The 13797-nt window shown below is 69.2% G+C and carries 13 protein-coding genes; 12 read left to right on the top strand and 1 reads right to left on the bottom strand.

What is annotated here, in order from left to right; genetic code table 11:
- Positions 1-2 precede the first annotated feature (2 nt).
- From GVN21_RS16845 to GVN21_RS16860, 4 genes are read left to right on the top strand one after another with little or no spacing between them, the layout of a single operon-like run.
- Positions 3-566 (top strand): phage protein Gp27 family protein, encoded by a 564-nt coding sequence (locus tag GVN21_RS16845; protein ID WP_166575900.1) that lies wholly within the window; start codon positions 3-5, stop codon positions 564-566.
- Positions 563-2077, top strand: a complete 1515-nt coding sequence (locus GVN21_RS16850; RefSeq protein WP_166575901.1) for a hypothetical protein — start codon at positions 563-565, stop codon at positions 2075-2077. The genes GVN21_RS16845 and GVN21_RS16850 overlap by 4 nt, the downstream gene beginning before the upstream one ends.
- The gene (locus GVN21_RS16855; protein WP_166575902.1) at positions 2077-3753 is read left to right on the top strand and encodes a DUF935 domain-containing protein; all 1677 of its coding nucleotides are present in this window, start codon (positions 2077-2079) and stop codon (positions 3751-3753) included. Before GVN21_RS16850 ends, GVN21_RS16855 begins: the two co-directional genes overlap by 1 nt.
- Positions 3750-6641, top strand: a complete 2892-nt coding sequence (locus GVN21_RS16860) for a hypothetical protein (RefSeq protein WP_166575903.1) — start codon at positions 3750-3752, stop codon at positions 6639-6641. The genes GVN21_RS16855 and GVN21_RS16860 overlap by 4 nt, the downstream gene beginning before the upstream one ends.
- A 45-nt stretch (positions 6642-6686) precedes the next feature.
- Here the strand turns inward: GVN21_RS16860 and GVN21_RS16865 are convergent, their stop codons facing one another.
- The gene (locus GVN21_RS16865) at positions 6687-6833 is read right to left on the bottom strand and encodes a hypothetical protein (RefSeq protein ID WP_166575904.1); all 147 of its coding nucleotides are present in this window, start codon (positions 6831-6833) and stop codon (positions 6687-6689) included.
- A gap of 186 nt (positions 6834-7019) precedes the next feature.
- Here GVN21_RS16865 and GVN21_RS16870 point away from each other — a divergent pair, with 186 nt between their 5' ends.
- The 8 genes from GVN21_RS16870 to GVN21_RS16905 all read left to right on the top strand — a co-directional run.
- Complete coding sequence (locus tag GVN21_RS16870) at positions 7020-8033, top strand: acyltransferase (RefSeq protein ID WP_166575905.1); 1014 nt, start codon at positions 7020-7022, stop codon at positions 8031-8033.
- The gene (locus tag GVN21_RS16875) at positions 8030-9742 is read left to right on the top strand and encodes a phage minor head protein (RefSeq protein ID WP_166575906.1); all 1713 of its coding nucleotides are present in this window, start codon (positions 8030-8032) and stop codon (positions 9740-9742) included. Before GVN21_RS16870 ends, GVN21_RS16875 begins: the two co-directional genes overlap by 4 nt.
- Positions 9723-9881 carry a hypothetical protein gene (locus GVN21_RS16880; protein WP_166575907.1) on the top strand — a complete coding sequence of 53 codons (159 nt, stop codon included), beginning with the start codon at positions 9723-9725 and terminating at the stop codon, positions 9879-9881. Before GVN21_RS16875 ends, GVN21_RS16880 begins: the two co-directional genes overlap by 20 nt.
- A gap of 175 nt (positions 9882-10056) precedes the next feature.
- Positions 10057-10602 (top strand): hypothetical protein, encoded by a 546-nt coding sequence (locus GVN21_RS16885; RefSeq protein ID WP_166575908.1) that lies wholly within the window; start codon positions 10057-10059, stop codon positions 10600-10602.
- A gap of 81 nt (positions 10603-10683) precedes the next feature.
- Positions 10684-11778, top strand: coding sequence for a phage protease (locus GVN21_RS16890; protein ID WP_166575909.1), 1095 nt, complete (start codon positions 10684-10686; stop codon positions 11776-11778).
- A 1-nt stretch (position 11779) separates the two neighbouring features.
- On the top strand, positions 11780-12577 hold the full coding sequence (locus GVN21_RS20615; protein ID WP_205690135.1) for a hypothetical protein: 798 nt from the start codon (positions 11780-11782) through the stop codon (positions 12575-12577).
- A 16-nt stretch (positions 12578-12593) separates the two neighbouring features.
- The gene (locus GVN21_RS16900; protein WP_166575910.1) at positions 12594-13481 is read left to right on the top strand and encodes a Mu-like prophage major head subunit gpT family protein; all 888 of its coding nucleotides are present in this window, start codon (positions 12594-12596) and stop codon (positions 13479-13481) included.
- Positions 13481-13797, top strand: a 317-nt coding sequence (locus tag GVN21_RS16905; RefSeq protein ID WP_166575911.1) for a hypothetical protein, incomplete at its 3' end; no start/stop codon positions are given. The genes GVN21_RS16900 and GVN21_RS16905, both read left to right, overlap by 1 nt.

Genomic DNA, 13797 nt, shown 5'->3' on the forward strand with positions numbered 1-13797 from the left:
CCATGGCCAGGCCGCCGCGCAAGAAGCGCCAGCCTTCCTCGATCGACCGCCTGGAGCCGGAGCTGCAGGAGGCGCTGGCCGCCCTGAGGCGCCAAGGCAAGACGGTGACCGAGATCCACGCCGGCCTGGTCGCCATGGGCGCGGAGGTCTCCCGCTCGGCGGTCGGCCGCCACGTCAAGTCGATGGCCGAAGTCGGCGAGGAGCTGAAGAAGACCGAGGCGATGGCCCGCTTCCTGGTCGAAGAGTTCGGCGAGAACCCCGACGAGCGGATGGCGCGGGCCAGCATGCGCATCCTGCAGGGCGGCATCCTGCGACTGCTGACCGAGCGCCCCGTGGGCGAGGACGGCGCCGTCATCGAGATCGACGCTGGCGAGGCCAAGGAACTGGCCCTGGCGCTGCAGCGGGTGGTCAACAGCCAGGCGACCGACACCTCGCGCAACCTGCGGGTCCGCAGGGAAGTCGTCGCCACCGCCGCCGACGAGGCCGAGAAGGCCATGAAGGAACGGGGCATGTCGGCCGACACCATCGCCGACATCCGCCGCGCCGTGCTGGGGGCGGCGGGATGAAGCTGCGCCCGGCCGATCCGCCGCCGGCGGTCGAGCGCGAGATCGCCGAGGCCAGCTTCGAGCAGCTGCCCCCCGGCGATCTTCTCCTCGGCTACCAGGCCAAGACCATCGAGACCCTGTTCGACGGCGTCTCGCTGCTGTGCATCGAGAAGAGCCGGCGGATCGGCCTGACCTGGGGCCTGGCCGCCTATGCGGTGCTGAAGGCCGCCGCTCAGCCCAGCGCCGGCGGCATGAACGCCTGGTACATGGGCTACGACCTGGAGATGGCGCGCGAGTTCATCGACGTCTGCGCCATGTGGGCTCGCGCCTTCGGCATCGCGGCCGAGGCGGCCGACGAGGAAGTCCTGGACGACGACGGCGAGGGGGTGAAGGCCTTCCGCATCCGCTTCGCCTCCGGCTTCAAGATCGTGGCGCTGCCGTCCGTGGCCCGCGCCCTGCGCGGCAAGCAGGGCCTGGTGATCATCGACGAGGCGGCCTTCCACAAGGACTTAGCCGAGGTGCTGAAGGCGGCGCTGGCCCTGCTGATGTGGGGCGGCCAGGTGGTGGTGGTCTCGACCCACGACGGGATCGACAACCCGTTCAACCTGCTGCTCGATGAGATCAAGGCCGGCCGGCGCAAGGGCCGGTTCCTGACCATCACCTTCGACGACGCCCTCGATGCCGGCCTCTACGAGCGCATCTGCCTGGCCGCCCGGATCAAGGGCGCCACCGTCGCCCCCAAGGACGAGTGGGTGGCCAACATCCGCGACACCTATGGCGACGACGCCGAGGAGGAGCTGGACTGTATCCCCAAGGCCGGGTCCGGCTCGCTGATCAAGCCGCAGGACCTGGCGGCGGCCGAGCATCCCGACGCCGGCAAGCCGGAGCTGTACGGCGGCGGCCTCTACTACATCGGCCGGGACGTCGCCCGGCGGATCGACGGGGCCATCATCTGGGGCTTCGAGCTGGTCGGCGATGTGCTGTGGCTGCGCGACCGATACGAGGAGCGGGGCGTCACCTTCCGCGCCCAGGACGACGCCATGGATGCGCTGTTCGTCCAGCGCCGGGTGACCGCCTGCTGGATCGACCAGACGGGCATGGGCGAGAAGGTGGTCGAGGACGCCCAGGGCCGGCACGGGAACTATCGGGTCAACGGCGTGCTGCTGACTGGACCCAACCGACTGGACCTGGCCACAGCCCTTGTCGATCGGTTCGAGCGCGGCCTGATCCGCATCCCGCCCGACCCGGTGATCCGCGCGGATCTGCGCGCCATCAAGAAGGCCAGCGGCGCCCAGGGCCAGGTGCGCCTGGTCAACGAGGGCACGGTCCACGCCGACCGGTTCTGGGCGGCGGGCCTGGCCTGCCGGGCGGCCGACACCCCGGCGATGGCCTACGCCCACCACCGCGTCCCCAAGCGCAGCCCCTTCGACGGCCGGCCTGGCGACGACGACGACTTCAGCAACCGTCACGGCGGGGCCTTCGCCCGTGACGACGACACGCGCCGGTTCCGACCCGGCAGGGGGACCTTCTGATGCCTACGCCGCAGCTGCTCGATCACCTCGGCCGGCCGGTCTCCACGGCCGCCCTGAAGGGCGTCGAGGCGACCGCCCAGGTCAGCGGGGTCCGGTCGGTCTGGCAGGGGACGGCCGCCAACGGCCTGACGCCCCAGCGCCTGGCCGGCATCCTGCGGGCGGCCGAGAACCGCGACATCCAGGCCTACCTGGAGCTGGCCGAGCAGATGGAGGAGCGCGATCTCCACTATCTGGCCGTGCTGGGCACCCGGAAGCGGGCGATCAGTCAGCTGCCCATGCGGGTCGAGGCCGCCGGCGACGACGCGGCCGGCCAGAAGCACGCCGACTTCATCGACGACTGGCTGCAGCGCGACGCCCTGCGGATGGAGCTGTTCGACATCCTGGACGCCATCGGCAAGGGCTTCTCGGTCAGCGAGCTGGTCTGGGCCACCTCGGAAGGCCAGTGGGTGGTCGACCGGCTGCAGCTGGTCGATCCGCGCTGGTTCGACCTCGACCAGGTCGACGGCCGCACCCTGTCGCTGCGCGGCGAAGCCGAGATCGGCCGGCCTCTGACGCCGTTCAAGTATTTGGTCCATGAGCATGGGGCCAAGTCGGGCCTGCCGATCCGGGGCGGCCTGGCCCGGCCGGTGTCCTGGGCCTGGATGTTCAAGACCTACGGGCTGAAGGACTGGGTGGCCTTCGCCGAGGTCTACGGCCTGCCGATGCGGGTCGGGAAGTATGGCCCCGGCGCGACGCCGGCGGAGATCGCGACCCTGATGGGGGCAGTGGCCGACATGGGCGGCGACGCCGCCGCCGTCATCCCCCAGTCGATGGTCATCGAGTTCGTCGCGGGCGCCGGCCAGGCCAGCCCCGACATGTTCGAGAAGCTGCACGACAAGATGGACCAGCAGATCTCGAAGGGGGTGCTGGGCCAGACCACCACCACCGACGCGATCAGCGGCGGCCATGCGGTGGGCAAGGAGCACAACGACGTCCGCGGGGACATCGAGCGCTCCGACGCCCTGCAGCTGGCGGCGGCGCTGAACGTCCAGCTGGTCCGGCCGATGATCGACCTGAACTTCGGGCCGCAGAAGCGATACCCGAAGATCGTGATCGGCCGTGAGGAGGCCATCGACCTGCAGGTGCTGTTCACCGGGCTGCAGGCGATGATCCCGTTCGGCCTGGAGGTCGAAGAGTCGGTGATCCGCGACAAGCTGGGGCTTCCCGAGCCGGTGAAGGGGGCCAAGCTGCTGACCCCGCAAAAGCCCGCCCAGGAGCCGCCTGGACCCGGGGGGGCGCTCCCGTCGCCCGCCAATGACGCCCGACCCCCTTCTAAGGCTTCTCAGGGGCTCTCAGGCGGCAAGGGCAAGCCGACCGACGCCCCCGCCGATGAGGCTGCGGCCGCCGCCGCCCAGATTGCCACGCCCGCCACGCCCGACCCGATCGACCGGCTGGCCGATGACCTGGCCGGCGACGGCGACTGGTTCGTCGCCCCGCTGGCCGCCGCCGCCCTCGCCCTGCTCGATGACGCCGGCGACCTGGCGACCTTCCGCGAGCGCCTCGCCGAGCTGGCCGACGCACCCGCCGCCGGCGGCGCGGTCCAGGCCGCCGCCGACCGGCTGGGCCGGGGGAACTTCAACGCCTTCCTGGCCGGCGCCGCCGGCCAGCGGCTCAACCCGTCCGAGGACGATGCATGACCAGCCCGGCCGTCGCCGAATTTCCTTTCTACAGCGCCAACGGCAGCTTCCTGGGCTACGCCGGCTTCGCCGCGTCCCTGGTCATCACCCTGTTCCAGACCCAGGAGGAAGGGCCGGAGGTTCCGCAGGACCTGACCGGCCGGCTGTTTCAGCAGCGGATCCTGACCGAAGCCGGCGACACCCTGCTGACCATCGTCGGGGCCAACCGGTCCGGCGGCCAGGTGGCCTTCACCCTGACCAAGGCCGACAACGAGGTCATCCTGCCGCCGGGCGGCGTGGTGGTCGCCCGCGACCTGGTCCACGTGGTCGAGGAGCTGGTGCTGGAGGGGCCGGTCAACATCCTGACCGCGCCCTTCGCCATCCGCCGCCTGCGCAAGGGCGTCGGCCCCACGGTGCTGAAGGCCGGGACCAACGAGGGGCTGGTGCTGATCAAGTACGCCGGCGCGCCGCCCCAGTCGCTGCTCGACGAGCTGATCAGCGCCGGGCTGCTGGAATCGGACGCCACCCACAGCGACATGCTGGCCCTGCTCTACAGTGAGGTGGACGGGGCGCTTGAGGACGCCCTGGCGGCGATCGCTGCCCGCGTCGGCCAGGCCATCAACACCGGCGGCGAGATCGACACCCGCGAGGACCAGGCGCTGGCCGCGATCGCCGGCCGGGAAGGTCAGGCGATTAACAACGGCGGGGCCATCGACCTGCGCGAGGACCAGGCGCTGGCCGCGATCGCCGCCCGCGAGGGGCAGGCGGTCAACGTCGGCGGGGCGATCGACGTGCGCGAGGACGCGGCATTGCTGGCCATCGAGGGGCGCGAAGTAGAGGCGCTAGCGGCGATCGCCCAGGAAGAGACCAACGCGCTGAACACCGTCGACGCAGCCGCCGCGGGGCAGGCCGGAGCGGTCGAGGCGATTGGTGATGCGAAGATCGCCGCCATTCAGGCCCTGGGGCCCGGGATCGCCTACGCAACGATCAACGCCGGCCTTGCCGCCGTTGCCGATACGCAGACGTTCGCCGTGCTGTCCAGCGACGGCAGGTCCATCGACATCTTCCGCGAAGAGACCGGCAAGGCCCGATATCTGGGAACATCTCCGTTCGGTGATGGGGTCGAGCTGGCCCATGCCCGGGTGGCCTCGCGCTCCCCACTGACGGCCAGGGCCAACCTGGTCGCGCCGCTGGTGGAGATCATGGGGATTGACGCCGTGTTCAACGGGGGCCGGATGCTCCCCAGCCGAACCACCGCCAAGCCCAGCCGCAACTTGGTCAGTCTCCAAAACTTCATCAGGCAGAGCGCCGTTACGCCCTTCTACGACGGGCAATGGCATCGGGTGGTGCTGCCCAACTCCGGTGTTGTCGTTAGATACGGCACACCGGCCAACGGTGTGATCGGCCGCAATGTCGTGATCGCAAAGTCCACCGCCGGAGCTGGTAACCAGACTGTCCGCATGGGCGGCGACCCTGGAGACCTCACCGATGTGGCTTTGACGGAAGGCGCAGAGACGATCTTCGACGATACGGTCACCGGCACCGGCGCTCGCCAGTTCACCTTGACCGCAGCCGCCCACCCCAGGGACTTCCTTGTGCGGTTCCCAACGGTGGTGGAGGAGAACGAGGTTCCGCCGGACCCTCTGACCGGGGCTCCGAACACCTACGCCATCATGCCTGCTGCCCTCAGCAGGGCGGGCCAGTACACCTTCTCGGATGGCGGTGTGATCGGGCCTGTCTCGCGGCTGCCGCTCACTTTGACCAACGGCAACAAGGTCTGGGCGCGGGGTGGATATGTGGTCGCCATCAAGCTGGGCAACGGCGCGCCCGGTGGTGATGGCAACTTCGGGGCGATGATTAACTCGCAGCAGACCTATACCCCGGCCGGGGCGAACGTCAGCTACGACACCTTGGCGGTGGGCGATGACGCCGGCCAGCTCTACATCACCGCGCCTGGAAGCAACGGCAACAGCGCCAAGGTCCCCGGCATCCGTGGGGAGGGCTACTATATCTGCGCCGGCCTATGGAGCGAGACTTACAGCGAGAGCATTCTGGAGGGAGTTTCGCTGCGGGAGGGCACTGGCTCTGGCGGGACCCCGCCTCAGCTCCCCTACCTGACTGTGTTTGGGGGGTTCACAGAGACCAGGCCGCCGCACGCTGACAGCCGCCTTGGCGGCCTACATCTGTTCGATGACACGCCCACGCGCGACCAACTGATGCACCAGGCCGAGGTGTTGAGAGACGCGGTGCGCCTGCAAGGCGGGGTGTTCCAAGAGCTTCGCGAGATGGTCTTCATGGTCGGCGACAGCAACAACGTCGCCTTCGGAGCCACCGTCACGTCCATCAAGGTCGCTTGCGAGAGCTTCGCCCGGAAGCCGAAGTACATCAACTTCGCCCAGGCCGGGCAGGGTGTCGGAACGTTCGTCACCAACCTGAACAGCCGCTTCAGCAACAAGACCTATCAGGCCGCCCTGTTCGAGCAGATCGAAAACGCGGTGGCGCACGGCTGGCGGGTCTATGTGATCGAGCAGCACGGTACGAACCAAACTTCAACGACCACAGCCGCGCTGCTGAACACCAACATCTGGGCTCCTTGTCGAGCGCGTGGGGCGCTGGTGGCGTCGGCTACCATCCTGAGCAGCGCCGAGGTGACCCATCGGACCCGGATCAATAACGAGAAGGTGGCGGCGGGCCCTGGGGGCACCGGACTGTTTGACGTTCTGATCCCGATCCATCTGAACGCGGAGATCGGCGTCAACGGGGCCTATGCCAATCCCGATGCCCTCAACCCGCGCTTTCAGGGTGACGGCGTCCACCTTCTGGACGCCGGGCAAACCGTCCAGGCCGGCCTGCAAGCCGCTGGCGTCGCCGCGCTCCGGCTGCTGACGCCACCGACGCCTACGATCTAGGAGGCACCGGTGCCCGTTATCCGCTTGAAGCCCGTTGTTGTGGCCCTACCAGGTCCGGAGGCTGCACGGCGTGCAGGTGTCGGCCACCACATCCCGGCGGGCTCGGCGGCAGGTCTGGCAGCGCTGCAGCGGCCCGTTGCCGCGATCCGTGTCGGGGTTGGCCAAGGAGGCCAGTCGGCGAAGAAGCTTCATCAGCGCCTGGGTCATGGGATCGTCCCGCCGAGGATTTCGAGGAGAGCCCTCAAAGTCATGAGCGTTTTGAGCCGAAGGCAGGATAGCCGTCAACCCGGACGGCTCGCCGCTCGCAGGGTCCTTTCGGCCCTGAAGCGTATTCAAGGGCTCCGCCAGCCGTTATGGCTGCGGCCGGGGGAGTGACCAATGAACCGCGAGATTGTCGGCATCCAGTATCTGCGGGGTCTGGCGGCGCTCGCCGTCGTCCTGGACCACGCCGCGGCGACGGTCGCCACGCACCTCGGCGAACCAATCCTCGGTGGCAAGCTCTACGCCGGCGCGGTCGGGGTGGATTTGTTCTTCCTGATAAGCGGCTTCATCATCACCGTGGTCAGTCTGGACAGCGACTGGCAGCCCAAGGTCAAGGTCGGCGCTTTCTTCAGGAAACGGTTCGTCCGGATCGTGCCGGTGATGTGGGTCGCGATCCTATCCTACGGCGCCTTGCGGATTGTTGGCCTAGGCGGGATCGATCCTGTTCCCTACCTGCGCGCCTTGGTCCTTTCGCCGGTCGGGCTCATGGAGCCGCTGCATATCTGGACGTTGCGGCACGAGTTCATTTTCTACGCCGTGTTCGCCCTGACCATGCTTGGCCCCCGTTGGCTGCGGCCCTTCTTGGTGGTCTGGTGTCTCCTGCCGATCGTCGGCGCGCTCGGTGAGTTTCCGGAGATTATCGAGAAGCTCGCCTGGCCCACGAACGTCGAGTTCGCCGCCGGGGTGCTGTTAGGGCTGCTGTACCTCAAGCGGCCCGCGGAGATCCGGTTGCCCGGCGGGGCCTTCGCGATCTCGGTCGCCCTGGTGACGGGCCTGGTGGTCGCCGCGGCGACCTTCGGCCATGCCTTCCACCTGCTGTCCAGCACCGCGCTGATGGCGCTGATTTGCGCCCCGATCCTGGCGTTCGGCGTTTATGTCCAGGGGCCGACGTTCGAGCCTGGACGCAGGCTGGGCGACGCCTCGTATGCCCTGTACCTATTCCACCCGCACATCTTGGGAGCTGGCGCCTTCCTGATCCGGGGCCTTCCGATCCCGCCGCTCCTCGCCTTCGCCGGTCTCGTCGTCGCATGTGTCGCCGGCGGGCTGGCTGCCCACTATTGGCTGGAGCGCCCTCTGCTCAGCTTGTTCAAACGGCGGACCACCCCGCCGCCCTCGACACCCAACCCATGACCGACGTCAACCTCGAACCCCTGCCGCCCGCCGAGGCGATCGCCTTCTTCCGGTCCAAGGGCCTGGTCGAGAGCTTCTCCTACCTGGACGTCTCGGCCGAGGAGCATGCGGTGGCTTTCACCGTGGCCAAGACCATGCGGCGGGACGTGCTGCAGGATCTTCGCGAGGGCGTCGATCGGGCGCTGGCCGAGGGCAAGACCTTCGAGCAGTTCCGCGACGAGCTGCGGCCGCTCCTCGAGGAGAGGGGCTGGTGGGGGCGGCGGGCGATGACTGACCCGCTGACCGGGCGCGAGCGGGAGGTGCAGCTGGGAAGCTCGCGCCGCTTAAGGACCATCTTCAACACCAACCTGCGCCAGGCCTATGCGGCCGGGCGCTGGGAGAGGATCGAGGCCACCAAGGCGGCGCTGCCGTTCCTGCGCTACACGGCCGTGGGCGGCAAGGAAGGCGACGGGCGGACCCGGCCGCAGCACCGGGCCTGGCACGGGACCTGCCTGCCGGTCGACGATCCCTGGTGGGACGAACACTATCCGCCCTGCGACTACGGCTGCCGTTGCTCGGCCGAGCAGGTCAGCCGGCGGACCATGGAGCGGCGAGGCTGGACGGTGGAGACGCCGGCGAAGTTTCCCAAAATCGCCCACGTGAACAAGCGCACCGGCCAGGTCAGTCTGGTCGAGGACGGCATCCAGCCCGGGTTCGACTTCAACCCGGGCAAGGCGCGGCTGGCCGGGCTGACGCCGTCGCCGGCGGCGACCCGGCCGCTGGCCGAGCTGGCGCGCGGGGGGACGCCGCCGATCGAGCGCCGCACCGTGGACTTTCCCCGCGGCGAGCGGACCCAGGACGACGCGCGGGCCGACTTCTTCGCCCGCTTCCGGGTGGCGCCCGGCGAGGAGCGGATCTTCACCGACCTGGGCGGCGAGCCGTTCGTGGTCGGGCCGCGGCTGTTCGCCGAGGCGGAAAAGCCCCGGCCTTCGCGGGTCACCGGCCTGACGCTGGCGGCGCAGGCCATCCGCGATCCCGACGAGATTCGCTGGGTGTGGACCGCCGGCGAGCGGCCCCAGCTGCTGCGCCGCTATGTGCGGGCCGGGCGGAGCTGGCGCGGGGAGGTCGATATCCTGGTCGATGCGGCGGTCGGCGGCGGTGCGCCGGCCTGGCGCTGGCGCACCAGTCTTGAGGGGCCGCTGGATCTCGACGCCGAGCGGGTCGGAGTGCTGGCCTGGCGGCGGGCGCCGCCGGAGGTGATGGCGGCGGTTCATAGCTACACCGGCGGGGACTTCTACGACATCAACAGCTGGCTGCGGTTCGGAGAGGGCGACGAGGACGAGGTCGCGCCGCTGATCGCCGGGCTGGACGACCTGCTCGCCGATCGGCGGCTGCCCCGCGACCAGGTCGTCTGGCGCGGCCTGCCGGCGGTGGTGTTCGAGGGGGTGTCGATCCGGCCCGGCGACATCGTCGAGGACCTGGGCTTCATGAGCACCTCGACCCGCCAGGCCGAGGCCCAGCGGTTCGCCGACGGCTATCCGGACGGCATCCTTCTGCAGATCCGCGCGCGGGCCGGGACGGTCGCCCTGGACATCTCGCGGATCTCCGGCGCGGGGACGGCCGAGTACGAGGTGCTGTTCGCTAGAGGGACCCGCCTGAAGGTGGTAGACTTCGAGCAGAGCAACCGAACGCTGACCCTGGAGACGGTCGTTGACCCAGCCGAGGACTGACGAGGAAGACATCCGCCCGCTGTCGGGCCGGTTCGTCTACAGCCGCCCCGGCGAGCTGAGGCTCGTCCGCGTCGGCGACCCGGACGCCGAGCCGATCGACTTTTCCCCGCTGCCGGCGGCCGAGGCGGACGCCGACTGACATGGTCGCCGGGGGGCGGGAGCCGTTCAAGCCGGGCGCCTACTCACGCTCTCGCCGACAGACTGGGCCGCGTCCGGGGCGGGATGAACACGATCGGATCACGTTGTGGGTGGCGGTATCCAGCGTTCTGCTCGTCGTGCTCTCGACGGGGTTCGCGGCCGTACAGACCCTTCTGATGCGCGAAGACTTGGCCGAAAGCCGCCTAGAGCGGAGGGCGTGGCTGAAGCTGAAGCCTGTCCCCAATGGTGATTTTCACCTCTTTCCGGAAGGTGGGCTTCATCACGAGCTCAAATTTGACATTGAGAATGTGGGTTCATTGCCAGCGCTCGATGTCTGGGTGGATTCCCGCTACGTGATCGATCCGGACCCTATGGAAAAACCTCCCTCTTGCGTCTTGGGGAAGTTGGCGGACCTAAATCTTAGGCCACGACGGACTGTTTTTCCCGGCGAGGTCGTACGGCTCGACGCTCCGTCCCAACTGGTTTCCCGGCTCGAGTATGACCAAAGGTTGGAGCCCGGCCAGACCCGCGCGCGTTTCGTCCTGAGAACCTGCATCTACTATCGCTCAGGCTCTGGCGCTGCCTATCATCAAACAGGTTCTGCGTATGAAGTGCAGGTCAAAACCAAGCGCGGTCAGGACGTCTATTTGAACCTTGCAGGCTTGACCGTTCGCGAGCCAAATATCTCGTTCGTCCCGGTTGGCGGCGACTACGCCGACTAGCCACCCCTCCCGGTGGACCTGTCCACCGTGAACCCCCACCCCTGACCCCGGCACATTGCGGACCTCAGCTCGGGGTCTCGCTTGTCTCTCGCCAATATCTGCTTTGCCGGCGTCCTCGCCGCCGCCTCGTCCAGCGACGGCGCGCCGCTGCGCGTGGTGAAGCTGTTTCCCATGGGCGAGATCGTCGCCCGGGACGGCCGGCGCTGGCGTCTGGACGACCGGTCGCATGCCGACCAGGTGGTGGCCGCCAGCCTGGCCGCCGCCGGCGGAACCGACCTGGTCTTCGACTACGACCACCAGAGCTTCTTCGGCGCCAAGGACGGTGTCGGCGGCCAGGCCCCCGCGTCGGGCTGGATGCGCAAGCTGTGGGCCGAGGATGACGGCATCTATGCCGAGGTCGACTGGACCGAACCGGCCGCCGCCCGGCTGAAGGCGCGCGAGTACCGGTACGTCAGCCCCCTGTTCACCCACGAGCGTGGCACCGGCCGGATCACCCGGCTGGTCAACGCCTCGCTCGTCAACACCCCGGCCATCACCGAATTGCCGGCCGTCGCCTCCCACCAGGAAGGCCTCACCCCCGAAGGACCATCGATGAAGTTCACCGACCAGCTGGCCGAAACGCTCGGCCTGCAGGCGGGCGCGACCGAGGCGCAAATCCTCGCCGCGCTCACCACGACCACCACCTCGGCGGCCTCGGCCGCCACCACGGTGATCGCCACGGCCCTGGGGCCCATCGCCTCGGCGCTGGGCCTGAAGGCCGACGCCAAGCCCGACGACATCGTCGCCGCCGCCTCGGCCGCCGTGGCCGCCAAGGCCGATCCGTCGAAGTTCGCGCCGATGGAAGTCGTCACCGCCCTGCAGGGCCAGGTGAAGGCGCTGACCGAAGGCCAGGCGGTCGCCTCGGCCTCGGCCGAAGTCGACGGCGCCATCGCCGCCGGCAAGCTGGCCCCGGCCCAGAAGGACTGGGCGCTGAGCTACGCCACCGCCGACCTGGCCGGGTTCAAGACCTTCGTCGCCGGCTCGCCGGTGATCGTCGATCCGACCCGTCGCACGGCCGCCAACCCGGCCGCCCCCGGGGCCGAGCCGGTGCTGACCAACGAGCTGCAGGCGGCCGCCGCGGCCCTCGGCGTCTCGGTCGAGGACGTGCTGGCCACCGCCAAAGAGGAGCAGCAGTAAGATGGCCCTGAGCGCCCCCCGCAAGATCGCCCGCCGTTCCGACGGCCTCCTCAGCCTCGCGGTGGCTGCCGCCGCCGTCTGCATCCAGTCCGGCCTGGCCATCGTCGATGACGGCTATGCCCGCCCGGCCCGCGCCGGCCAGGGCGGCACCGACTTCCTGAAGGCGGCCGACGCGGCCACCCAGCGGGTGGTCGGGGTGTTCGTCGAGAGCGTCACCGGCGGCGTCGCCGATGGCGATGCCCGCGTGAACGTCCAGACCGGCGAGTTCAACTTCGACAACTCCGCCGGCGCCGACGCCATCACCCTGGCCGACATCGGCAAGACGGTCTTCGTCGTCGATGACGAGACGGTGGCCCGCACCTCGGCCGGGGGCACCCGCGCCGCCGCCGGCATCCTGGTCGACATCGACAGCGCCGGCGTCTGGGTCCGGGTCGGGCCGGGTATCGGCCAGGGCCGCACCCTGGTGCTGCCGTTCGTGATCAACGAGACCGACCTGCTGGCCGGGACCGCCTTCGAGCTGGTCTCGCCGGTGGCGGGCGCCATCATCCGGGCCACCGGCATCGTCCAGAAGGCCGTGACCACCGGCGGGGACATCACCTTGGCCGTGGGCGTCACCGCCGTCGATGGCCTGACCCTGACCGTCGCCGACGCCGCGACCAAGGGCACGGTGGTGACCGACACCCCGACCAACGGCCACGCCAGCACCCTGGTCGCCCCGGGTAGCCGCATCCAGGTGGTCCCGGCGGCCGCCTTCAACACCGCCGGGGCCATGAACGGCACCGTCGAAATCGCCTACTGAAGGACCTGATCCCACCATGATCATCACCGTCGCCGCCCTGCAGGCGCTCCGGACGGGGTTCCGCACCCTGTTCAACAATGCCCTGAAGGAGGCCAAGCCGCTCTACGCGGCCATGACCACCACCGTGACCTCGTCCACCAAGGTCGAGACCTACGGCTTCCTGGGTGACTTCCCGATCTTCCGGAAGTGGCTGGGCCCCAAGCGCATCAAGTCGATGCAGGAGAAGGCCTACCAGCTCACCAACGACGACTTCGAAGCCACGATCGGCATCCACAAGAATAAGATCAAGGACGACAACCTGGGTCTCTACGGCCCGATGGTCAGCGGCTGGGCCCAGGACGCCGGCGCCCTGGCCGATCGCCTGGCCTTCGAGGCCCTGGCCGACGGCCACCTGCGGCCCTGCTACGACGGCCAGAACTTCTTCGACACCGACCACCCGATGGGGCCGGACGACACCGCCACCTCGAACATGTCGGGCGCCAGCGCCGTGCAGCCCTGGTACCTGCTGGACTGCTCCAAGCCGCTGAAGCCGATCCTCTACCAGGACCGGGAGGCGCCGCACTTCCACATGGTCACCGACATGGAGGACAGCCATGTCTTCCAGACCGGCGAGTACCTGATGGGCGCCGAGGCCCGCGGCGCGGCCGGCTACACTTTCTGGCAGCTGGCCCACCGCTCGACCGCCACGCTGAACGAGGCCAACTACGTCGCCGCCAAGGCGGCCATGGCGGCCCTGAAGAACGATGAGAACGAGTCCTTGGCGGTGAAACCGACGCACCTGGTCGTGGGGACGTCCAACGTCGCCGCCGCCCGGAACCTGATCGAGAAGGCCAACCTGGCCGGCGGCGAGAGCAACATCTACTTCAAGGATGTGATCCTCGTCGAAGCGCCGAGGCTGCCGTAGTGGGGGGCGGGGACACCGAAGCCCGGGCCCGCTTCAAGGCGACCCGGCCGGTCTATCGGCGCGGCGGCCTGCTGCTCAACTCGGCGACCTGGGTGATCGCCCAGGCGCAGGAGATAGAGCTGAAGGACGTCCTGGCCCTGGTCGAGGACCCGAATGTGGTCATCGAGCTGGAAACCGAGGTGGACGCCTGGGCCAAGCCGCCCGCCGGCTGGCGCGTAGAGCTGGCCGGCGAGCTTCGCCGACGGCTGGATGGCAAGGGCGCGGAGGAGGCGGAGGAGGAGCCGGGGGCGGAGGAGGAGGCGGCGGAGGAGGCGGA

This window comes from Caulobacter sp. SLTY (assembly GCF_009905535.1).
In the GTDB taxonomy this organism is placed as follows: domain Bacteria; phylum Pseudomonadota; class Alphaproteobacteria; order Caulobacterales; family Caulobacteraceae; genus Caulobacter.